Origin of the sequence: Streptomyces chartreusis NRRL 3882 (genome assembly GCF_900236475.1) — a bacterium.
GTDB lineage: Bacteria > Actinomycetota > Actinomycetes > Streptomycetales > Streptomycetaceae > Streptomyces > Streptomyces chartreusis_D.
The window spans coordinates 5,630,642-5,651,422 of the sequence record NZ_LT963352.1 but is presented as its reverse complement, the minus strand read 5'-3'; the positions used below and the strand labels follow the sequence as shown (position 1 = coordinate 5,651,422).

Annotated in this window: 20 protein-coding genes and 1 pseudogene; 13 read left to right on the top strand and 8 right to left on the bottom strand. The window is 68.4% G+C overall.

The annotated features are described in order from the left end of the window. Positions 1-26 precede the first annotated feature (26 nt). On the bottom strand, positions 27-803 hold the full coding sequence (locus tag SCNRRL3882_RS25620) for an LPXTG cell wall anchor domain-containing protein (protein WP_010047996.1): 777 nt from the start codon (positions 801-803) through the stop codon (positions 27-29). Positions 804-921: 118 nt separating this feature from the next. Further along, positions 922-1,140: a hypothetical protein gene (locus SCNRRL3882_RS25615; RefSeq protein WP_010048000.1), complete on the bottom strand. Its 219-nt coding sequence runs from the start codon at positions 1,138-1,140 to the stop codon at positions 922-924. A gap of 142 nt (positions 1,141-1,282) precedes the next feature. Between SCNRRL3882_RS25615 and SCNRRL3882_RS25610 the strand changes: the two genes are divergently transcribed. Beyond that, a complete protein-coding gene (locus SCNRRL3882_RS25610; protein WP_231911172.1) occupies positions 1,283-2,086 on the top strand; it encodes a TetR/AcrR family transcriptional regulator in 804 nt (267 codons plus the stop codon). Here the strand turns inward: SCNRRL3882_RS25610 and SCNRRL3882_RS25605 are convergent. Then, a complete protein-coding gene (locus SCNRRL3882_RS25605) occupies positions 2,044-3,402 on the bottom strand; it encodes an ROK family transcriptional regulator (RefSeq protein WP_102514859.1) in 1,359 nt (452 codons plus the stop codon). The two genes, SCNRRL3882_RS25610 and SCNRRL3882_RS25605, sit on opposite strands and share 43 nt — an antisense overlap. A gap of 116 nt (positions 3,403-3,518) precedes the next feature. On the opposite strand from SCNRRL3882_RS25605, the gene SCNRRL3882_RS25600 reads away from it, so the two are divergent. From SCNRRL3882_RS25600 to SCNRRL3882_RS25590, 3 genes are all read left to right on the top strand, one after another. After that, on the top strand, positions 3,519-4,616 hold the full coding sequence (locus SCNRRL3882_RS25600; protein ID WP_010040083.1) for a Gfo/Idh/MocA family oxidoreductase: 1,098 nt from the start codon (positions 3,519-3,521) through the stop codon (positions 4,614-4,616). Continuing rightward, positions 4,613-5,137, top strand: a complete 525-nt coding sequence (locus SCNRRL3882_RS25595) for a heme-degrading domain-containing protein (protein WP_010040081.1) — start codon at positions 4,613-4,615, stop codon at positions 5,135-5,137. Before SCNRRL3882_RS25600 ends, SCNRRL3882_RS25595 begins: the two co-directional genes overlap by 4 nt. A gap of 89 nt (positions 5,138-5,226) precedes the next feature. Continuing rightward, positions 5,227-6,093 (top strand): LLM class F420-dependent oxidoreductase, encoded by an 867-nt coding sequence (locus SCNRRL3882_RS25590; protein ID WP_010040080.1) that lies wholly within the window; start codon positions 5,227-5,229, stop codon positions 6,091-6,093. A 76-nt stretch (positions 6,094-6,169) separates the two neighbouring features. On the opposite strand, the gene SCNRRL3882_RS25585 is transcribed toward SCNRRL3882_RS25590, so the two are convergent. From SCNRRL3882_RS25585 to SCNRRL3882_RS25575, 3 genes are all read right to left on the bottom strand, one after another. Next, on the bottom strand, positions 6,170-7,027 hold the full coding sequence (locus SCNRRL3882_RS25585; RefSeq protein ID WP_010040079.1) for a fumarylacetoacetate hydrolase family protein: 858 nt from the start codon (positions 7,025-7,027) through the stop codon (positions 6,170-6,172). Between the two features lie 149 nt (positions 7,028-7,176). Continuing rightward, the gene (locus tag SCNRRL3882_RS25580; RefSeq protein WP_010040077.1) at positions 7,177-7,887 is read right to left on the bottom strand and encodes a YidC/Oxa1 family membrane protein insertase; all 711 of its coding nucleotides are present in this window, start codon (positions 7,885-7,887) and stop codon (positions 7,177-7,179) included. Between the two features lie 147 nt (positions 7,888-8,034). Then, on the bottom strand, positions 8,035-8,346 hold the full coding sequence (locus tag SCNRRL3882_RS25575; RefSeq protein WP_010040075.1) for a DUF6412 domain-containing protein: 312 nt from the start codon (positions 8,344-8,346) through the stop codon (positions 8,035-8,037). Between the two features lie 242 nt (positions 8,347-8,588). On the opposite strand from SCNRRL3882_RS25575, the gene SCNRRL3882_RS25570 reads away from it, so the two are divergent. The 7 genes and pseudogenes from SCNRRL3882_RS25570 (at position 8,589) to SCNRRL3882_RS25540 (ending at position 17,948) form a co-directional block, all read left to right on the top strand. Further along, positions 8,589-10,064, top strand: coding sequence for an endo-beta-1,6-galactanase (locus tag SCNRRL3882_RS25570; protein WP_010040072.1), 1,476 nt, complete (start codon positions 8,589-8,591; stop codon positions 10,062-10,064). Between the two features lie 130 nt (positions 10,065-10,194). After that, positions 10,195-11,211 carry an SEC-C domain-containing protein gene (locus SCNRRL3882_RS25565; RefSeq protein WP_010040069.1) on the top strand — a complete coding sequence of 339 codons (1,017 nt, stop codon included), beginning with the start codon at positions 10,195-10,197 and terminating at the stop codon, positions 11,209-11,211. A gap of 129 nt (positions 11,212-11,340) precedes the next feature. Further along, positions 11,341-11,799, top strand: coding sequence for a DUF3592 domain-containing protein (locus SCNRRL3882_RS40870; protein ID WP_159399452.1), 459 nt, complete (start codon positions 11,341-11,343; stop codon positions 11,797-11,799). Between the two features lie 270 nt (positions 11,800-12,069). Beyond that, a complete protein-coding gene (locus tag SCNRRL3882_RS25555) occupies positions 12,070-15,222 on the top strand; it encodes a DUF3427 domain-containing protein (protein ID WP_010040065.1) in 3,153 nt (1,050 codons plus the stop codon). 42 nt (positions 15,223-15,264) lie between these two features. Further along, entirely contained in the window at positions 15,265-16,248 is a 984-nt protein-coding gene (locus tag SCNRRL3882_RS25550; protein ID WP_010040063.1) for a hypothetical protein, read from the top strand. A 30-nt stretch (positions 16,249-16,278) separates the two neighbouring features. Then, positions 16,279-17,250 carry a hypothetical protein gene (locus SCNRRL3882_RS25545; RefSeq protein ID WP_158688411.1) on the top strand — a complete coding sequence of 324 codons (972 nt, stop codon included), beginning with the start codon at positions 16,279-16,281 and terminating at the stop codon, positions 17,248-17,250. Between the two features lie 46 nt (positions 17,251-17,296). Then, a pseudogene (locus SCNRRL3882_RS25540) lies at positions 17,297-17,948 on the top strand (HAD family hydrolase). Positions 17,949-17,979: 31 nt separating this feature from the next. Here the strand turns inward: SCNRRL3882_RS25540 and SCNRRL3882_RS25535 are convergent. Next, positions 17,980-18,627 carry an ATP-binding protein gene (locus tag SCNRRL3882_RS25535; protein ID WP_010040055.1) on the bottom strand — a complete coding sequence of 216 codons (648 nt, stop codon included), beginning with the start codon at positions 18,625-18,627 and terminating at the stop codon, positions 17,980-17,982. A gap of 216 nt (positions 18,628-18,843) precedes the next feature. On the opposite strand from SCNRRL3882_RS25535, the gene SCNRRL3882_RS25530 reads away from it, so the two are divergent. Further along, a complete protein-coding gene (locus SCNRRL3882_RS25530; RefSeq protein WP_010040053.1) occupies positions 18,844-19,692 on the top strand; it encodes a helix-turn-helix domain-containing protein in 849 nt (282 codons plus the stop codon). After that, a complete protein-coding gene (locus tag SCNRRL3882_RS25525) occupies positions 19,689-19,904 on the top strand; it encodes a DUF397 domain-containing protein (protein ID WP_010040052.1) in 216 nt (71 codons plus the stop codon). Before SCNRRL3882_RS25530 ends, SCNRRL3882_RS25525 begins: the two co-directional genes overlap by 4 nt. A gap of 269 nt (positions 19,905-20,173) precedes the next feature. Here SCNRRL3882_RS25525 and SCNRRL3882_RS25520 read toward each other — a convergent pair whose 3' ends face one another. Then, positions 20,174-20,680 (bottom strand): DUF6624 domain-containing protein, encoded by a 507-nt coding sequence (locus SCNRRL3882_RS25520; protein ID WP_010040051.1) that lies wholly within the window; start codon positions 20,678-20,680, stop codon positions 20,174-20,176. Positions 20,681-20,781 lie beyond the last annotated feature (101 nt).

Sequence of the window (20,781 nt, the reverse complement as noted above, 5' to 3'; positions counted from 1 at the left end):
CTGCCGCCTCGGCTGCGCCTGCCGCCTCAGCGGCGCCGGCGGGCGAGGAGCAGTACACCGCCCCCGGCGAGCAGCACCGTCGCGGCAGCCGCGGCGAGCCGGCCGCCGGTTCCCGTGCTGGCGAGTTCCTCGGCGAACGGGAAGCGGTCCTCCCGGGGCGGGACGGACGCCTCGGAGTCGGGGTGGGAGTCGGTGCCACCGTCGGCCTCCGGCTCGTCGCCCCCGTCGATCGGCCCGGCACGGTCGATCCCGAAGCGGTAGTCGTTCGACTGCCCCACCCAGTCGCCGTCGTCGTCGTGCCGCTGCACCACGGCGGCGTTGACGGTGACGTCGTTCGGCACGGCGTCCGAGGTGACCGCGAGCCGCACCTTGACCGAGATGGTCTTCCCCGGCCCGACGGTGAACCCGGCGAAGCGGTCCTCATCGTCGGCGAACGCCCCGATGAGCTCGTCCTCGCTCGTCTTCTCGAACCGCACGGGGTGCGCCCGCGCCCCCTCGAAGAACTCCAGCCGGGGCTGCGACGGCTCCAGTGCCCGCTTGTCGTCGACGAGCACGACGACGGGGTGGATGCCGGTGCACGGCCGGTCGGTGGTGTTGGTCAGGTCGACGTACCAGGTCCCGAACCCGCCCCCGGCCGTGTAGGCGTCGGGTCCGCCGTGGATGCGGGTGGTGAGCGGGAAGGTGTGGTCGTCCGGCGCGGCACAGGCGGGCGCCGGCTCGTCCGCGTGTGCCGGATGAGCCCCGGTGAGCAGGACGGCGGCTGCCGCCGCCAGGCAGAGGTGAGCGGGCGTGCAGAGTCGCATGGAGATGTGACATTGCCGGAGGGAACCGGTGGCTAGCCGACGTCGCCGGTAACACCCCCGAACGGCGGCCCGGATCCGCCCGGTCGGCGGACATCCCGAGGCGACCGGAGAGGATCCCTCAGCGGCGCCCCAGCGCCTTCGCGCGCGAGTGGGCCCAGCCGGTCAGGAGGACACCGGCGGCGGTGAGGACCGCGTAGGCCAGCAGCGTGGGGAGGAAACCACCGGGGAGCCCGTCCAGCAGCCCCCGGTCGCCCTTGTCGACGAGGAGCCGGACGAGTGCCTGGGCGCACACGACCAGCATCACCATGCCGAGAACCTGGAGGACGTCGTACTTCATGGCCTTCCCTTCCGGGGGACGAGACGTGAGGAGCGGTGTGACGTTGCGTTACGAACGTATCAATCCACAGAGGAGCACGGGCCCTTGATAGCCCATCACTTCCGCTTTACGTCACACTTTCTCGGCGCGCTATCGTGAAGGCGTGCGTGACGAAAAGGAGCGGGCGTGCCCGGTGTGCGGCAAGCCCACGCGCCGTCCGGGCCGAGGCCGCCCGCCCGTCTACTGCTCCCGGAGCTGCCAGGCCCGGGCGTACCGCCGGCGCCGGCAGCCGCTGCCCGCCCCGGGCACTCCGCCCGCGCCCCGGCCGACGGACGTCCGGGCACGCCGGCGGCGCCGGATCGCCGAGGCGGTGTGGCGTATCGCGGCCGAGCAGGGGCTGGAGGCGGCGAGCATGCGCAGGATCGCGGCGGAGGCCCGGGTGTCGCTGCGGGTCGTGCAGTACCACTTCGACTCCAAGCACGCCCTGATGGTCGACGCGCTGCGGCTGCTGCACGAGGAGAACGAGCGTCTGGCCCGGGGACGGATCCCGTACGACATGACGGAGCCCTGCGCGCTGCTGCGGGCGGTGCTGGACGAGTTCCTGCCGCTGGACGAGCAACGCGCCTTCGCCCTGCGCGTGTTCACGGCGTACTACGCGCGCAGCCTCACCGATCCGGTGCTCGCGGAGGTCTTCCTGGCCGCCGAGCAGCCGCTGGAGCGGCTGGTCGCGGAGATCATCGGGGTGGGCGAGGCCGCGGGGAGCACCGCGTCGGGCATCGACCGTGTGCACGAGGCCGACCTGCTGGTGTCGGGAGCGATCGGGCTGGGCCTGGACGTCCTGCACGGCCGCCGCTCACTCGCGGACGTACGGACGGTGCTGGAGTACCACCTGCGGCGGATCTTCCCGGACACCACCGGCACGCCTCACCCGACCCCCCGCCCGAACACCGGCCCCAGCACCGACTGAGCCGCCCCCACCGCCACGACCCGCCCCCCACCCGGCGCGACCCGCACGGGCACGGCTTCCTCCCCCGTCCGACGCGCCCGCGCCCCCAGCACCGCCCCGACCCCCCGCACGAACGCCTCCGGCTCCGAGGCCACCGTCCTGCCGCCCAGCAGGACGACGTCGATGTCGAGCAGCCCCACCAGGTTCGCCGCGCCCGCTCCCAGCACCCGCGCCGCCTCCTCGACGTCACCGCGCGCCACCGCTGCGAGGCACAGTGCCTCCACGCAGCCCCGGTCGCCGCAGGTGCACCGCGGGCCGTCCAGCTGGATCACCTGGTGACCGAACTCCCCGGCCCCGGTCCGGGCTCCCCGGTGCACGCTCCCCCCGATGACCAGACCGGCCCCCAGCCCCGTCCCGAGGTGCAGGTACGCGAAGGAGCCGCTCTGGCCCCCGGCCGCCAGGCCCAGTGCCGCCGCGTTGGTGTCCTTGTCGACGACGACCGGCACTCCGAGCCGCTCCGCCAGGGCCTCCCGCAGCGGAAAGCCGTCCCACTCGGGGAAACCGGTCACCCGGTGCAGCACACCCCGGGCGTGGTCGAGCGGCCCGGGCAGCGCCACACCCACCCCGAGCAGGGAACCGGCATGGGCGAGGAGCGGCCCGGCGGGCAGCACCTCCGTCCCCCCTGCCGGTCCGGCTCCCGCTGCCCCTTGCGGCCCGGCTTCCGCCACCGCCGCCCGCCCGGCCCCCGCCACTCCTTCCGGCCCGGCTTCCGCCACCACCGCCCGCCCGGCCCCCGCCACTCCTTCCGGCCCGGCTTCCGCCACCACCGCCCGCCCGGCCCCCGCCACTCCTTCCGGCCCGGCTTCCGTCGCCACCCGTCCGGCCCCCGCCACCGCTACCCGCCCGGCCCCCGCCACCGTCGCCCGCACGGCCTCCGTCACCGCCGCCAGCACCGCCCGCGCCCCGGCCCCCAGGTCCAGCGCGGCCCGCCGCTCCCCCACCACCGTCCCGCGCAGATCCACGAGCACCACCCGGACCTCGTCCCGGTCCAGGTGGACCCCCACCGCGTGCCCCGCCTCGGGCACCAGCCGCAGCACCGTGCGCGGCTTGCCCCCGGTCGACGCGCGGCGCCCCGCCTCCGCCGCGAGCCCGTCCTCCCGCAGCCGGGCCGTGATCTTGCTGACCGCCTGCGGGGTGAGGCCGGTCCGCTCGGCGAGTTCGAGCCGGCTGATGCCGTCGGGCCCGGCCGTCCGCAGCAGGTCGAGCACCAGCGCCGCGTTGTGGCTGCGCAGGGCGAGCAGGTTGGCTCCGGCTCCGGTGTCGGCCAAGCCCGCCATACCGCCCACTCCACCCACTGCTCCGCCCACTGCGCCCGTCCGGTCGTCCGCCCTGTTCACGCCACCATTGTCCCCGGCGCTTGCACTTTGGCAACAGCGTTGCGAAAGTGGGTGGCATGACTGGCACACCCCTCGGCACGCCCGGCACACCGGGCTCGCCGCTCCGCGTCGGCCTCGTCGGCTACGGCCTCGCCGGCTCCGTCTTCCACGCCCCGCTGATCGCCGCCACCGAGGGCCTCGTCCTCGACACGGTGGTCACCTCGAACCCCGAACGGCAGCAGCAGGCCCGCGCCGAGTTCCCGGACGTGCGCCTCGCCGCCGGCCCGGACGAGCTGTTCGACCGGGCCGCCGAGCTGGACCTGGTCGTCGTGGCGTCCCCGAACAAGACGCACGTGCCGCTCGCGACCACCGCGCTCAAGGCCGGTCTGCCGGTCGTGGTCGACAAGCCCGTCGCGGGCACTGCGGCCGAGGCCCGCGAGCTCGCCGCCCTGGCCGAGGAGCGCAGCCTGCTCCTCTCCGTCTTCCAGAACCGCCGCTGGGACAACGACTTCCTCACCCTGCGCAAGCTGCTGGACGAGGGCGAGTTGGGCGACGTGTGGCGTTTCGAATCCCGCTTCGAGCGCTGGCGTCCGAAGCCGAAGGGCGGCTGGCGGGAGTCCGGCGACCCCGCAGAGATCGGAGGTCTGCTGTATGACCTCGGCAGTCATGTCGTCGACCAGGCGCTGGTCCTCTTCGGCCCGGCGACCGCCGTGTACGCGGAGTCGGACATCCGCCGCCCGGGCGCCGAGACGGACGACGACACGTTCATCGCGATCACGCACACCAGCGGCGTCCGCTCCCACCTCTACGTCTCCGCGACGACCGCCCAGCTCGGCCCCCGCTTCCGCGTGCTGGGTTCCGCCGCGGGCTACGTCAAGTACGGCCTCGACCCCCAGGAGGCGGCCCTGCGCGAGGGCCGGCGCCCCGGGCCCGGCTGGGGCGCGGAGCCCGAGTCGCTGTGGGGCCGCGTGGGCTCCGGCGAGTCACCGGTCACGGGAGGCGGCCGACCCGAACCCACCCTCCCGGGCGACTACCCCGCTTACTATGCGGCCGTGGCCAAGGCCCTGCTGGAAGGGGCCCCGAACCCGGTGACCGCGCTGGAGGCGGCCGCCGCCCTGGACGTACTGGAAGCCGCCCGTCGTTCGGCCCGCGAGAAGGTGACGGTGACCCTGTGACCCACAAGAGCAACCCCTCGCACAGCCAGGAGCTCACCCCGAAGTTCCACCCGGAGCTCACCCCGAGCCTGGAGGAGCTGGAGAAGGAGGAACGCCGCCTGGTGTTCCGCCGGTTCACCCACGACGACGCCTGGGCGCTCGGCTCGCTCCTCGTCGACATGGCCCGGGAGCGGCAGGCCCCGGTCGCGATCGACATCCACCGCGCCGGCCAGCAGCTCTTCCACGCGGCGCTGCCCGGCTCCACGCCCGACAACGACGCCTGGATCGCCCGCAAGCGCCGGGTGGTGGAGCGCTACGGCTCCGCCTCCTACCTGGTGGGCGCCCGCTTCCGCGCCAAGGGCACGACGTTCGAGGAGTCCTCGCGCCTCGACCCCGACACGTACGCGGCGCACGGCGGTTCCTTCCCGATCACCGTCGAGGGCGTCGGCGTGATCGGCGCGGTGACGGTGTCCGGGCTGCCGCAGCTCCAGGACCACCGGTTCGTGGTCGAGGCCCTGGAGCGGTTCCTGAACACCCCCTAGGCGGTGCCGGAATCATCGGCGGCCCCCTCCGGTTGGCACCTGCTGTACGCATGATCAAGCATGGCGCCCAACCGGAGGGATCCCAACCGATGACCACCGCTCTGAAGGAAACCGTCGGCCGCTACGGCATCTGGAGCGTAGGGCTGCGCTCGGAGGACCCGGACCGGCGCGGCGAACTCGCCGAGGCCGCCGCCGAACTGGAGGAACTCGGCTACGGCGCCGTCTGGCTGGGCGGCAACAGCTCCGCCGCCAACGCCGCCCCGCTGATCGAGGCGACCTCGAAGCTCACGTTCGGCACCAGCATCCAGAGCATCTGGCAGCACGAGCCGGACGCCGCCGCCACGGCCTTCGGGGAGCTGGAGTCGGCCCACCCCGGGCGTTTCGTGCTGGGCCTCGGGGTGAGCCACGCCAAGCGCGAGGAGCAGTACTCCCGCCCCTACTCGGCCCTCGTCGGCCACCTCGACGGCCTGGACGCCGCCGGAGTGCCGGCCGACCGCCGCCTGCTGGCCGCCCTGGGCCCGAAGTCGCTCCGGCTGGCCCGCGACCGGGCGGCGGGCTCGATCCCGTACCTGGTCACCCCGGAGCACACCGCGCACGCCCGCGAGATCCTGGGCGAGGCCCCGCTGCTCGCCCCGGAACTGGGCGTCATCCCGGAGACCGACCCGGTCCGTGCCCGCGCCCTGGCCCGCGAGTTCCTCGGGATCTACCTCCCGCTGCCGAACTACACCAACAACTTCCTCCGACACGGCTTCACCGAGGACGACCTGTCGGACGGCGGCAGCGACCGCCTGGTCGACGCCCTGTTCGCCTGGGGCGACGACGCGGCGATCCGCGCCAAGATCGACGCCTTCTTCGAGGCGGGGGCGGACCACCTCGCCCTCCAGGTCCTGGACGGCGAGCCGCGGGACTCCCTCCCGAGGAAGGCCTGGCGCGACCTGGCTTCGGTACTGGACTGACCTTCAGGGGCGCGGGGAACCGCGCGAACGACCACGACGCACCCGCAGTCGCGAACGATCCGCAGCTCCCCGCCCCTCAGGCGCTTTTGAACTCCTGCCGCTGCCGCCCGAGCCCCTCGATCTCCAGCTCCACGACGTCCCCGGCCCGAAGGAACGGCTTCGGCTCGGGCGCCCCCAGCGCCACCCCCGCCGGCGTGCCCGTGTTGATCACATCCCCGGGGTACAGCGTCATGAACTGACTGAGATACCGCACGACCTCCCCCACCGAGAAGATCTGCTCAGCCGTCGTCCCGTCCTGCTTCAACTCCCCGTTGACCCACAGCCGCAGCGACAGCCGCTGCGGATCCGGCACCTCGTCCGCCGTCACCAGCCACGGCCCCAGCGGGTTGAACGTCTCGCAGTTCTTCCCCTTGTCCCAGGTCCCGCCCCGCTCGATCTGGAACTCCCGCTCGGACACGTCGTGCGCCACCGCGTACCCGGCGACGTGCGCGAGCCCTTCCTCCGCGGACCCCAGGTACCTGGCGGTACGCCCGATGACGACGGCCAGCTCGACCTCCCAGTCGGTCTTGCGGGACGCGCGCGGCACGAGCACCGTGTCGTTCGGCCCGACCACCGTGTCCGGCGCCTTCATGAAGACGACCGGCTCGGCGGGCGGCTCGGCACCCGTCTCGCGCGCGTGGTCGTGGTAGTTCAGCCCGATGCAGACGATCTTGCCGATCCGCCCCAGCGGCGGCCCGATCCGCAGCCCGGTGGCGTCCAGTACGGGCAGCTCACCGGCGTCGGCGGCGGCCCGGACGCGGTCGAGCGCCGCGTCGTCCGCGAGCAGCGCCCCGTCGATGTCCGGCACGACGCCCGACAGGTCCCGCAGGGTCCCGTCGGCGTCGAGCAGTGCGGGCCGCTCGGCCCCGGCCGTACCGACTCGCAGCAGCTTCATGATCACTTCTCCCTCGATCGCGGGCGCCCGCCCGAGGCCTGCGACCCGGATGCGGCGGGGCAGCCATCGGAGGACTGGTCGATCCTCCAAGCTGGGAGTCCGCTCCGCAATACCCAGTTCACGTACTGGACCGTCACGTACCGGGCCGGCTACCGGTACAGCACAGCGCGCTCGACGACACTCCACGTCGTGCTGGTCACGACGTACAGCGCGGCGGCCAGCGGCACGACGGCCACGGTGACGAGCGTGAAGAAGGACATGAAGGGCATCACCCTGGTCACCGCTCCCAGCCCCGCCACCTGCTCACCACCGGCCGGGAGGGCCGGGCTCGCGGCCATCATGCGCTTGCTGAGGCGGTAGCTGAACGCGGCGACCCCGGCGACGACCACGAAGAGCCCGGCGTAGACGAGCCCCGGACCGCCGAGGAGACCGCCCTCCCCGAGCGCATCCGCCCACCGCCCGCCCAGCGGCGCGGCGAACAGCTCGTGGCCGAGCAGCACGTTGGCCCGGCCGCCGATCGTTTCGCTGGAGAACAGGTGGTAGAGCAGGAAGAACGCGGGCACCTGGAGCAGCCCGGGCAGGCAGCCGGCCAGCGGCGAGACCTTCTCCTCGGCGTGCAGTTCCAGTACGGCCCGCTGGAGCTTCTCGGGGTTCTTCCCGTGCTTCTTCCGCAGCTCGGCGATCTTCGGCTGGAGCGCGGTCCGGGCCTTCTGACCGCGCGCGGCGGCCCGGGACAGGGGGTGGACGAGGAGGCGTACGAGCGCGGTGAACAGGACGATCGCGGCGGCGGCCGCGGAGGCGCCGAACAGCGGCTGGAGGAGGTCGGCGAGTCGCTCGACCAGGGTGGCGAAGACGGACATGGGTGAGCCCTCCGGGGGTCTCGTCGTGCCGGGAATCGGACATGGCGGCATGACGACCCGCGCGGGGCCGGCTACGTGAACGTACCGGGACATACGGGATGCACCGGCATGTACCTGGATGCACCGGGACGTGCCGGGATGTGGCCCCTACGCGAAAGTCGCCCGGAGGGCGTGCCCGGGCGCCCGGGGCCGGGTGCGCCCCCGGGCGTCGGGATCGCGTTGCGGCAGGAAGGCCGTACGGAGGTCACGGTCGCGGATGGCCGTACGCACCCGGGTGCGCGGCACGGCGGGCGCGCAGCGCGAGCCGACGAGGGCACAGACCGTGAACGCGGCGGAGGCCGCGGCGGTAGCGGCGAGCGCGACGGTGGCGTAGAGGCTGCCGGTGTCCAGCAGCGCCACTTCCAGGACCAGGACGAGCAGCACGAGAGCGGGACGCAGACTCGCCAGACCGCGGACCATCGGCTCCCCCTCCTCCCGTACGCGCGTGCGCTCGACTACCCGTTCTCTTCGCTCTGTTCGTTATACAGGATCGCTCCGCAGGGCACGTCCGAGACTTCGTACACGGGTTTTAGAAAGGTTCGTCACAACTCTCGACAACACACCTGCCACACCCGATGCTTCTCGATGCCCGTCAACGGGCCAACCCGCGACGCCGGACCGGGGGGACCGGCGCCTGCCCCGAACTCCCCTACGGAGGAGCCGTGATACGACGCAGAACCCTGCTGACCGCAGCAGGCGGCACGTTCCTCGGCAGCGCCCTGGCGACAGGAACCGCGCACGCGGACGCCACGATCGCCGTCAACCCGTCGACGACCTACGGCACCTGGGAGGGCTGGGGCACCTCCCTCGCCTGGTGGGCCAACGTCTTCGGCGCCCGGGACGACTTCGCGGACCTCTTCTTCACCACCAAGTCGGTGACGTACAACGGCAGATCGCTCCCCGGCCTGGGCCTCAACATCGCCCGCTACAACCTGGGCGCGTGCAGCTGGAACAGCGTCGGCGGCGAGACCATGGTCGAGTCGCCGAACATCCCGGCCTTCAAGCAGATCGAGGGCTTCTGGCAGGACTGGAACAACGAGGACCCCGCCTCGTCGGCCTGGAAGTGGTCGGCGGACGCCAACCAGCGCGCGATGCTGGTGAAGGCGACGCAGCGGGGCGCGATCACCGAGCTGTTCGCCAACTCCCCCATGTGGTGGATGTGCAGCAACCACAACCCCTCGGGCGCCGCGAACGGCGGCAACAACCTCCAGACCTGGAACTACCGCCAGCACGCCTCCCACCTGGCGGCGACGGCCCTGTACGCCCGCAGCAACTGGGGCGTGAACTTCGCGACGGTCGACCCCTTCAACGAGCCGGCCTCCACCTGGTGGACCGCGACCGGCACCCAGGAGGGCTGCCACATGGACCCCGCGGTCCAGGCGGCCGTACTCCCGTACATGCGCAGCGAGTTGGACAAGCGAGGCCTGACCGGCATCCGGATCGCCGCCTCGGACGAGACGAACTACGACACGGCCCGCTCCACCTGGGCATCCTTCGACTCGTCCACCAAGTCCCTGGTCTCCCAGGTCAACGTGCACGGCTACCAGGGTTCGGGAGGCCGCCGCGACCTCCTCTACACGGACGTGGTGACGACGTCCCGCAAGAAGCTGTGGAACTCCGAGACGGGCGACAGCGACGGCACGGGCCTGACCATGGCGTCGAACCTCTGCTACGACTTCCGCTGGCTGCACCCCACGGCATGGTGCTACTGGCAGGTCATGGACCCGTCGACGGGCTGGGCGATGATCGCCTACGACGCGAACACCCTCCAGCCGACCACGGTCCAGACGAAGCACTACGTACTGGCCCAGTTCAGCCGCCACATCCGCCCCGGCATGACGATCCTGGCCACGGGAGTGAGCTACGCGGTGGCGGCGTACGAGGCGTCGTCCCGCCGCCTGGTGCTGGTGGCGGTGAACACCTCCACGTCCGCCCAGACCCTCACCTTCGACCTCTCCCGCTTCTCGACGGTGACGGGCGGCACGAACGGCGTGGTGCCCCGCTGGAACACGGTGACGACGGGCGGCGGCGACCTCTACACCCCCCGCTCGGACATCCGCCTCAACGGAAAATCGGTGAGCGTGCCCTTCGCCGCAAAATCGGTCCAAACACTCCAAATCGACGGAGTGACCCTGTAGGCCGACGGTACGGCGGCGGTTCGGGGCGAACTGTAGAGCCGGGATGGCGAGCATGGGGAACCAGCGCAGGCCGGCGGTCTGGCCTGCGCATCTCTCACGCTCGTCACCTCCCGGCAGTACGGTGTCCCCCATGCGCCCCGACACGCCTGCCGAAAACGTCGACCACACCGCCGAGGCGGCACGCCTGGAGCGGACCGCCGGCCTGTATCCCGAGGACGCCGAGGCCCTGCTGCTGCGCGCCGCGGCCCACCTCGAACTCGCCGGCGACCGCCCCACGGCCACGGCCCTCTACGACCGTCTGCTGTCCTCCACGGACGGCCTGGACAACCCCCACCTGGTACGGGCGCTCAAGGCGTCGAACCTCTGGGAGTACGGCCACGAGGCCGAGGCCAGGGCGATCATCGAGGGAGTCCGCGTGGCGTCCCCGCGGGACCCGGCCGCCTGGGTGATCGTCGCCGAGGCCCTGGAGTCCCACGACGAGCTGGAAGCGGCGCACGACACGTTCACGGAGGCCGTACGCCTCCTCCTGACCGACGTACCGCAACCCCCGCAGCCGACCCACCCCCTCCTCTTCGGCCGCCACAGGGTCCGCCGCATGCTGGGCAAGACCCACGACGAGTGGGACGCCCTGGCGGACACGGTCCACTCCCTCCCCATCACCCTGGACGAACTCCACGACCCCAAGCGCGTGTGGTCCCTGGGCTCGGAGAACCCGGCGGAACTGGAGGCGGAGATCCTCCGCCTCCGCGCGGAACTGGGCGCCTACCGGGAGGCCCTCTCCCGCCCCTTCCCGGTGGCGATCCTCCACTGGCCGGCGACGGAACTCTCGGAACTCCTGGAGGCCTATCCGACCCTGGCCTCGGAGTACCCCTCCCACGAGACCCACCTCGCGACCATAGAGTCCGCCCTCCGGGAACTGTCCTCCTCCGGCACCCCGAACCTCGGCATCGTCACCGGCACGGTCCCGTCCTACGAGGCCTTCGCAGCCTCGGAACTCTCGTCCCCGTCGGACGCGACGCTGCTCCCCCAGTACGCGACGACCCTGGCGGCCCGGGGCCGCGCGGTCCCTTGGCCACCACAGCAGGGGGCACCTTGCTGGTGCGGCTCAGGCCAGACCTACGGCGCCTGCCACGGACGCACGGCCTGACACAGGCACCGTAGCCGGGGCGGTGCCGACCCGGGCCGCCCCGACAGCCGCCCCCACGGAACTGCCACGACACGACCCCCGTCTTCCCGTACGACAGACGACTGACGTCGGCTCCGGGGGGAATGTCACGTGGACCAGCCCTGGCTCACGATCACACTCATCATGGCCGCCGCCATGACGGCCTTCGGCATCTGGAACCTACGCATAGCCCAACGCCAGCGCCGAGCCCTCGCCCGCCTCGGCGTCCGGGGCATCCGCACCAGGGGCGAGGTGGCCCGTGGCCCCCGTCGAGAGGGCCCCACCCTCCACCCGCCCCAGGTCCGCTACAAAGCCCCACCGGTCGACCTCCCCAACGCCCCGGCCGACCAGACGTACCGCCGCACCCCCCTCAATCACGAGCAGCACCCTCTCCACGCAGGAGTCCCGGTCGTCCTCCGCTACGACCCGAGGGACCCACGCCGGGTGGTGGTCGTACACCAGAAGGACGGAAGGCCGGCGAACGTGTCGTACTCAGCGGGGGCGCATCTGGCTTGGGGGGTCTCTTGCGTGCTGCTCGGGTTGGGGATGGGAGCAGGCGCGTTCTGGTGACGCCCGGGACGCCTCACCCCACCGGCGACCCGGGTCAAGGGTGGCCCGCAGGGCCATCGGCGCCAGCCGACGCGGAACGCAGCGCAGCGGAGTGAAGCGCCGTTGAGGCGGGGTGCGGAGGCACGACACTGGCCAGGAAGCGGGCGGCCCAGCAGCACCGCAGGTCCCCTTTCTAGACAACCCCTCGCGTGACAGTGATTGCTGTTAGAACAGATCCACATCGGCACGGGTGCCCGTGTACGAGAAGCACGAGGGATCAGGGGAGCAGTCGTGGCAGAACACGGGGGCGGATCGACGCCGATCGCAGGTGTCTACGAGAAGCTAATCACCCACGACCTGCACGACGAGTTGGAGCGATTCACGGCCGCAGGCTGGAAAGCAATCGACGCTGAAGTCACACCGGAGTCCGCTCCCCACGTGCTGGCACGCTACATCGCTGAAGCCGTCGGTCAGCGGCTGAGCGAGCTTCCGCCCGAAGACCGCGTGACGGCCGCGAACCGCATCCTCGCGGCCCTTTCCGCAAGTGCACCCAACCCGAGCGAAGCCAAAGCTGCCAGCACAAAGACAATCGTCGAGGGTCCTCGGCAGCTGCTGGCACTCGCTCAGCAAGAGGCTCCAGGCGTCTACGCCCTTCGCCCTCTGACTCCCCTGTCCGAGACATCGCTCATCACAAACTCCCCCGAGGACCTGAGTCTCGGCTCCGAGCTGCGAGCAGAGCTCGCTACGGCAGACCGCATCGACCTGCTCTGCGCGTTCGTGAAGTGGTACGGCATTCGCGTCCTGGAAGACTCGTTGCGCGCCGCGAAGGAGCGAGGCGTGCCGATCCGTGTCATCACGACCACCTACATCGGCGCCACCGACCGCCACGCACTCGACCGCCTCATCCGTGACTTCGGCGCTACCGTCAAGGTCAACTACGAGATTCGATCCACTCGACTACACGCCAAGGCTTGGCTTTTCCGACGAGACACAGGCTTTGACACCGCATACGTCGGCAGCTCGAACCTCTCAAAAGCTGCACTCCTCGACGGCTTGGAGTGGAACGTCCGCCTGTCCTCCGTCGCCACACCGGCAGTACTCAACAAGTTCGAGGCGACCTTCGACGCGTACTGGAACGACTCCGCGTTCGAGACGTACGACCCGGATCACCACGCCGACCGCCTCGACCAAGCCCTAACCCAGGCAAGCGGCACCACCTCTACCACCGACTTGAAGATCAACCTATCTGGGCTGGAGGTACGCCCCTTCCCCTATCAGCAGGACATGCTGGAACGCCTACGAGTAGAGCGCGAGCTCCGCGGACGCAACCGCAACCTGCTGGTCGCAGCCACCGGTACGGGCAAGACCGTCATGGCCGCCCTGGACTACCGAAGCCTTTCCAAGCGCTTCAGTAACCGCCGACCAAAGCTGCTGTTCGTCGCCCACCGCAAGGAGATCCTCAAGCAGTCTCTGCGTACGTACCGAGAGGTGCTGGATGACGCCTCATTCGGCGAGTTGCTCTACAGCGGTGAGGACCCGCAAGCCTGGGACCACGTCTTTGCCAGCGTCCAGTCCCTGAATGTCCAGCGGCTTGAAGAGCTGGCTCCCGACCACTTCGACATCATCGTGATCGACGAGTTCCATCACGCCACCGCCGGTACGTATCGCCGCGTCATCGACCACTTCAAGCCCAAGGAACTACTCGGCCTGACCGCGACCCCCGAGCGGATGGATGGGCTCAACGTGCAGGATGAGTTCTTCGAGGGCCGCATCGCCGCCGAGATGCGACTCTGGGAGGCACTGGAGAACGACCTGCTCTGTCCCTTCCATTACTTCGGCATCCCCGATGGCACAGACCTGACGAACCTCACGTGGCAGAGGGGTACCTACGCGGACCAGGAGCTCGGCAACCTCTACACGGGCAACCAGGCGCGTGCCCGCATCGTCGTTAAGCAGATCCGAGACAAGGTATCCCAGCCAGGAGCCATGCGGGCCCTGGGCTTCTGCGTGGACAAGAAGCACGCACGCTTCATGGCCGACTTCTTCCAAAAGGCCGGCTTCCAGGCAACGGCACTCACCAGCGACTCGCCTGCCGCAGTACGAGCTCAAGCGCTCGCCGACCTGCGAGAGGGGAAGTTGCAAGTCATCTTCTCCGTGGACCTGTTCAACGAAGGCCTCGACATCCCCGATGTCGATACACTCCTGCTGCTGCGCCCCACCAACAGCGCCACGGTCTTCCTCCAGCAACTGGGCCGTGGACTACGGCGTACTGAAACGAAGCCCGTGCTCACAGTCCTCGACTTCATCGGACAGCACCGGGCGGAGTTCCGCTTCGAAGAGCAGTTCCGAGCTCTGACGAACCTCTCCAGGAACCGGCTCGTCGATCACATCGAGCACGATTTTCCGCTCCTGCCGTCCGGATGCCAGATCATCCTGGAGGGCAAGGCCAAGGACCTGGTGCTGGGCAACATCCGCACCCAGCTCAGCGCTACCGTCAAGACGTTGGTCAACGAAGTCAAGGCCTATGACACGCCGCAACTCGCGGACTACCTGCGGGAGAGCCGCAGGGAGATCAAGGAGCTGTACAAGAGCGACAACTCCTGGACTTCTGTCCTACGCCGAGCCGGGCTGATCAAAGCGGCTGCTCCGGCTGGTGAGTCGGCGCTCCTCAAACGTGTCCATGCCTTCCTGCACGTCGATGACCCTGACCGCGCCAATGCGTACCTCCGCCTCCTGGCCGACGACGTACCCGCCTATGAGGAGCTGGACCCCACGGACCAGGTGTACGCCCGGATGCTCTTCTTCAACCTGTGGGACAACGCGGGCGGTTTCACCAGCTTCCAGCAAGGCCTCGACGCACTCCGCAATCAACCAAACGTCCGCGATGAGCTCCGCCAGGTCCTGTCTTACGTCATCGAGCAGGCGGACCACTTCCCCATCCCTCTGTCAGGCCCCCACAACCAGGTCCCGCTACAGGTCCACTGCTCCTATAACCGCTCTGAGATCCTGGCGGCCCTCGGGGTAGCACGCTTCGGCGGCCAGATGCCCAGGTCCTTCGCACAGGGCGTCCAGTGGGTCGAGGACCTCCAGACAGACGCTCTCCTGATCACCTTGGAGAAGAACGAGAAGGACTTCTCCCCCACTGTGCGATACAGGGACTACGCCCTGAGTCCGACGCTCTTCCACTGGGAGTCCCAGAACTCCACGGCCGAAAGCTCCCCGACAGGGCTGCGCTACCAGCACCACGCCAAGCGGGGCAGCCATGTCCTGCTCTTCATGCGTCGGTACAAGAACACCGACATCGGTAAGTCTCAGCCCTGGATGCTTCTCGGGCCTGCCACCTACGAAGGCCACACAGGCAGCAAGCCGATGGCGATCACGTGGCGCCTGGAGCACGCGTTGCCCGCCGACATCTGGTCGTATGCAGCCATCAACGCAAGCTAGTTGACCGCGTTCGATGTCAGAGCGATCAGCTAACGTCGGAGCATGGACTTAGCTTCGATCAAGCCCGGTCTGATGACCACGCGTGCTGAGATGAAGGAGCTGTTCGGCGGAGGAACACAGGGAGGGATCATTCCCTCCAACACCACCCCAAACATCCTCATCTACGTGGATCACGACAGTGGCAAGAAGTACGGCTATGAGGACGGCTGGCTAGAGGAAGAGGACGAGCGCGGGCCGGTGTTCGAGTACACCGGTCAGGGCACTCGTGGAGAGCAAACGTTTCTGGGACTGAACGGCTCCCGCAACGCTGCCGTCCTGTGCCACGCGGACACGGGAAGGTCTCTCCGTGTCTTCATGGCGGCAGGCAAGGTGCCCGGCTCAAAATCAGCCGCCAAGCGGCAGCGTTACATTGGCGAGTTTGAGTTGGACTCGCAGCAGCCGTATACCGTGCGCGAGACGAATGACGAGGAGGGGGAGCGGCGTCGCATCATCGTCTTCCGCCTCCGGCCCAAGGGAGACTATGAGCGCCTCACCCAGGATGTCATCTCGCGCGCGGGAGAAACCGATAGTCAAAAGGTTTCCGCCACGGTAGTCACATGCAAAATGGTAGAGCCGAAGAGGAAACGAGCGTCAGAGAGCAGGCGGGCTGCGCAGCCGAGCCTCATAGCCGACCTCCGCCAATCTGCGTTGCGAGAGCAGTACCTCGACCATCTCACCCAGCGTGGGCATGAAGTTTGTGCTTACCAAATAAAGATCTCAGGTACGACCAAGACGCTCAAGACTGATCTATACGACGCCACCACGCATGAACTGTATGCGATTAGGGGCGCCAGTAGTCGCGATGAGCTACATATAGCTATTGGTCAACTGAAGGATTTCGTGCGACACATTAAGCCGCGCGACCCCAAGCTGACCGTGCTGCTCCCGGAGAAGCCCCAGGGTGACTTACTAAATCTTCTCCATACAGAGGGAATCGACCTCGTCTACCAGGATGCGCATGGCTACACGAGATTTTCAGCCAAGTAGGAGCACCCGGCACACATCCTTGGAGCACCCATGCCAGAGTCAGATGAGCATGTCTTCCTGTCAAAAGCGGCCCTCCACATCATGGAGAGCGCTTCAAAATCCAGGCTATTTGGCTACACAGAGGGCCAGCGAAAGCGCTTTGACTTCTCCTGTGACCTGAAGAAGGACTGGTCAAAAGTGATCTCTGGGCAAACGCTCTGGGGGCATGGTGGAGATGGAATCGACAAGGACCTCAGAACCCTTCTCCACGATGAGGACATCGCGGCGGCTGTATACATTGCCCGGCACGAGAGTCGCAATCGTTCTCGCCTCGCCGAGGTTACCCAGGACTACCTCCGGACCATGCCCAAAAGCTTGTCCCGCCTGCGGGTCTTCTGGGTGCCGGCGGACTTCGATGCAGACGACGAAAAGTCCCGTAGAACCGTCCACAACCTCTTGAAAGAGGAGATCACCAAGGACCTCCTCCTCCAAGTAGCCTTAGGGGGCCTCACCTCCGCGGATGTGACCCGTTTCGCATCCTCAAGGCGCCCCGGCCTTCCGCTCGAGATCTTGTCGCAGGTCAAGAGGGCTGGTTATCGAAGCCATCGACACACAGCCAAGGCGCTGGACGTCAATCTAAACGCTCTCCAATTCGAAACGGAGCGGCTCTTCATCATAGGATTCTTGAAGAGCGACAGCCCGCAAGGGGGCATATACAGCGTGACGGACAGCGGAAATGCGATGCTCGACATCTGTTCACGCCTACGCGACTACCTCCACGGCAGCCTCGGCGACGGAAACACGAACGAGGATTTCGAGCACATATGCAAACTGCTAGGCATCGACTACCCCTCAATATCCATCACGGAGCCCCTACTGATCGGCGATGATAAGCGCAACATAGAGGACCCCACAGCACTGCTTTTGCAGCACGTGGCCCAAGCGGACGCAGACGGCGCCGTCGAGTGGCCCGAGCCCTACTTCAACCTCCCCTCGGCCTCCGAAATCTCCACTGCGTCGTGAGCTTGAGCCCAACCGATGCGCGTCGACCCTTGGACAGTCTTCTCACATGATTCGCGCAGTGGTCTTCGACGTCGGCGAGTGCCTCGTGGACGAGACCCGCAAGTACGGCACTTGGGCCGACTGGCTGGGTGTGCCGCGGCATACCTTCCATGCAATGTTCGGGGCCGTGATCGCCCAGGGCCGCGACTACCGGGAGACGTTCCAGGAGTTCCGGCCCGGCTTCGATCTCTACAAGGAGCGGGAGAAGCGAGCTGCTGCCGGGCAGCCCGAGAGCTTTGAGGAAGAGGATCTGTACGAGGATGTCCGTCCGACGCTAAGGCAGCTCCGGGCCGACGGGCTGTGGCTCGGTATCGCCGGCAATCAGACTGTACGCGCCGGGGGATCTTGCGGACGCTGGTCTCCGACGACGTCGACTTGATCGGTACGTCCGACGACTGGGGCGCCAGCAAGCCCGACCCCGAGTCCTTCAAACGGGTGGCCGACGCCGTGCCCCTCGTCGGCGAGATCCTCTACGTCGGTGACCGCTGCGACATCAGCCCTGCCAGGCAGGCGGGTTTGCACACAGCGCTTGTACATCGCGGGCCTTGGGCCACCATGCAGTGGAACACCGCCGAGGCCTTGGAACTGCCGACCTCCGCATCGAAGGGCTGCACGAACTCAGCGGCCGACTACGCGAGTTCCACACCTCAGCGCGCTGAGTATCGTATGCGGTCTCAGCCCGATGACTCCTCACGCCCCTTCACACGGAGCGGCGCACTCGGCCTCGAAACGCATCTGTGCTCGGTCGATCGTGTCGTCCGCGTCGCGGCCGTGGGCTCGGAGCCAGTGGAGGAAGTCGGTGATCGCCGCGATCACCGTCTCCTCCGCCACGACCGAGGTCAACCTACCCACGCCCGTTCTGCACGGCAACGGCGTAGCAGCGGCGTAGAGACTGAGCAGGGCTTCGGCCCGCATCACGCTGGGTGCTTCCACGTGGCCGTTGGGTGCGGTGAGTTTTGTGGCCAGCTCGCACCACGTGACCTTACGGTCCGGACGTAGCAGCACACCCCAGCGATCGGCAACGGCGTCCACGAGCGCCATGCCCCTCCCCTCCAGGGATTCGGTGCTCGGATCGCGGAGGACGGGCAGCGCACGTGTGTCGGGGTCATGCACCTCGATGCGCAGGTGCGTGCCTCGCATGGAGACAGCCAGCGTCGCGGGAGTGCCGTGTCCAACATGCGTGATGACGTTGGACACCAGTTCGCTGACGCACAGTTGGGCCTCGTCTGTGATGTCGAGCATCCCCCAAAGGCCTAGGTGCAGTCGCATGGTCCGGCGCAGTGCGGCCACCTCCACGGGTTCAGCCGTGAAGGCAAGCTCCCACGGCTTGCGCGACATGCATGCTTCCTGGCTCACGCGGACCCCTCTCGTCGCGGTCGACACCGCACGGGAAGCGCAGCGTCACGAACGATCACTTTGAGTTGTGCTGTCGACCACTGTGCTGGCAGCGCATCCCGTCGTGCAATGTGCACGGCGGGATTCCCACTTCCGTGTGATTGGCAAGCACAACACTTGGCGCGAGACTGAACGCCCGCTACCGGAAAGAGGGTTGGGATGGCCGGTTCACCAACGGCACGCCGTCGGCGCCTCTCGATCGAGCTGAAGAAGCTCCGCGAGACGAGCACACTCACCTGCGCCCAGGTCGGTGCGGCCCTGGACTGGAGCGGCTCCAAGGTCAACCGGATGGAGACGGGCAGTGGGCGTATCCAGCCGTCGGACATCGATGCCCTGTGCCGCTTCTACGGCACGAGCGACGAGCTGCGCGAGTTCCTCAAGTCGCTGGCCCGGCAGGCGAAAGTGCGCGGTTGGTGGCAGGTCCACGGCGCCGGCGTCCCCGAGTGGTTCAACATCTACATCGGCCTCGAACAGGATGCTTCGACCTTCCGCCAGTACCAGTGCGAGGTCGTACCCGGCCTCATGCAGACCGAGGTGTACGCGTCCGAGCTCCACAAGTCCGGTGCGCACATGTCGGCCGAGGACATCACCAAGGCGGTGCAGGTGCGCATGGAACGCCAGGCCATGCTGAGGCGGCCGGATGCGCCCGACGCCTGGTTCATCGTTAACGAGGGTGCCCTGCGCCACGTCATCGGGGATCACACTCTGATGCGAGAGCAGATGGAACGTGTCCGGGAGACGGCCGATCTGCCGACCGTGACCTTGCAGGTCCTTCCATTCGACTCAGGGACCTATCCGGCCACCGGTTCGTTCACCATGCTGGGTTTCCCGGCCCCGGAGGATCCGGACCTCGTGTATCGAGACGGCATCACCGATGCCATGTACTTGGAGGGCGAGCATCATGTCCGTGAGTACACGAGGGCGTTCGACGGCCTCCGGGCCGCGGCCTTGAGTCCTCAACGCTCGGCCCTGTTGATCGAGTCGATCTTGAAGGATTACGCAAGATGACAATAGAAGCTTCCGGCGGAAGCGGCCGTCCGGTGTGGTTCACGTCGTCCTACAGCAACGGTGCCGGGGGCGAGTGCGTCGAGTGTGCCTTCGCTGGAGGCGGTGCGCTCGTCCGCGACTCAAAGGGTGCGGAGGCGGGTGTGATCGTGGTGGGAAGCGATGCTTGGCGCTTCTTCGTCCAGACCGTGAAGGTCGGCGGGGTGGCGCGCTAACGGGTGCGTCCCGCCACGCTGCTGCTAGCAACGCACACGGCGCTCCCGCCCCTGGCTGTTTCACCGAGCTGGCGGTCATCACCCGGCTACGGCGGACTGTTCCACCACCTCAAGCCGGGCTGTAACCGTCAGGTTGGCTGTGAGGTGCTCACGACCTCCCGAGTTTTCCGAGTTGACGGTTCCGGGGCGGTTGGGGTGGGGTGTAGGGCCGTCGCCGGGTAGACGGTGAGTGGTGGGGGGCGGTTGGGGCCCGGCCTTCGTGCCTGGCGTCAGGTCAGTGAGAACTTGGCGACGTATTCGTCGAAGGGCTCGATGCCGACCTCCGCGCGGAGTTCGTCCATGCGCTCGGGTTCCTCGCAGGGCCACGGCACCGGTGATCCGTCCTTCACGCCGGCGATCTGTGTGCCGTAGAGCTGTTTGCGGCCCTCGTTGACCCGCGTGCGGTCGCGGAGGAAGGCCAGCTCGCGGGGGCTGGCCGAACCTGCCGTCACCGCCTGCTGCATGAGGTGGAGGGCGCGGCGCTGGACGTCTAGCTGTCGGTCGGCGTGCTGGGCGATCAGCCAAGCCGCGCGGGCGGCCTCCTCGCCGACCAGGTCCGCCGTGGGCCAGCCGTACTCGTTCATGATCTCGCTCAGCCGGTCACCGTGCCGTGCGGTCAGCCGGCGCCATGCCAGTTGCTCGGCGGGGTCATCGCTGTTCGCGTGGACCGAGGACTGGTGATCGGCCGCAGCCATGGCCTTGAGCTCCTCCGCCAGCGCGGCTATGTCGTGCGCCACTCTCAACTCCCTTATGTCCTAGGCGTCGTCGCCAAGGTGTTACACCGATATCAACAACGCGGCCACGGTGACGACTTCCTGGCAGGCCTTGGCGGTCTTGT

Excerpts from the sequence above, each read along its gene's own strand:
- SCNRRL3882_RS25620 (WP_010047996.1), bottom strand. The coding sequence starts at position 803 with ATGCGACTCTGCACGCCCGCTCACCTCTGCCTGGCGGCGGCAGCCGCC.
- SCNRRL3882_RS25615 (WP_010048000.1), bottom strand. The coding sequence starts at position 1,140 with ATGAAGTACGACGTCCTCCAGGTTCTCGGCATGGTGATGCTGGTCGTG.
- SCNRRL3882_RS25605 (WP_102514859.1), bottom strand. The coding sequence starts at position 3,402 with ATGGCGGGCTTGGCCGACACCGGAGCCGGAGCCAACCTGCTCGCCCTG.
- SCNRRL3882_RS25600 (WP_010040083.1), top strand. The coding sequence starts at position 3,519 with ATGACTGGCACACCCCTCGGCACGCCCGGCACACCGGGCTCGCCGCTC.
- SCNRRL3882_RS25590 (WP_010040080.1), top strand. The coding sequence starts at position 5,227 with ATGACCACCGCTCTGAAGGAAACCGTCGGCCGCTACGGCATCTGGAGC.
- SCNRRL3882_RS25585 (WP_010040079.1), bottom strand. The coding sequence starts at position 7,027 with ATGAAGCTGCTGCGAGTCGGTACGGCCGGGGCCGAGCGGCCCGCACTG.
- SCNRRL3882_RS25580 (WP_010040077.1), bottom strand. The coding sequence starts at position 7,887 with ATGTCCGTCTTCGCCACCCTGGTCGAGCGACTCGCCGACCTCCTCCAG.
- SCNRRL3882_RS25575 (WP_010040075.1), bottom strand. The coding sequence starts at position 8,346 with ATGGTCCGCGGTCTGGCGAGTCTGCGTCCCGCTCTCGTGCTGCTCGTC.
- SCNRRL3882_RS25565 (WP_010040069.1), top strand. The coding sequence starts at position 10,195 with ATGCGCCCCGACACGCCTGCCGAAAACGTCGACCACACCGCCGAGGCG.
- SCNRRL3882_RS25550 (WP_010040063.1), top strand. The coding sequence starts at position 15,265 with ATGGACTTAGCTTCGATCAAGCCCGGTCTGATGACCACGCGTGCTGAG.
- SCNRRL3882_RS25545 (WP_158688411.1), top strand. The coding sequence starts at position 16,279 with ATGCCAGAGTCAGATGAGCATGTCTTCCTGTCAAAAGCGGCCCTCCAC.
- SCNRRL3882_RS25535 (WP_010040055.1), bottom strand. The coding sequence starts at position 18,627 with ATGTCGCGCAAGCCGTGGGAGCTTGCCTTCACGGCTGAACCCGTGGAG.
- SCNRRL3882_RS25530 (WP_010040053.1), top strand. The coding sequence starts at position 18,844 with ATGGCCGGTTCACCAACGGCACGCCGTCGGCGCCTCTCGATCGAGCTG.
- SCNRRL3882_RS25525 (WP_010040052.1), top strand. The coding sequence starts at position 19,689 with ATGACAATAGAAGCTTCCGGCGGAAGCGGCCGTCCGGTGTGGTTCACG.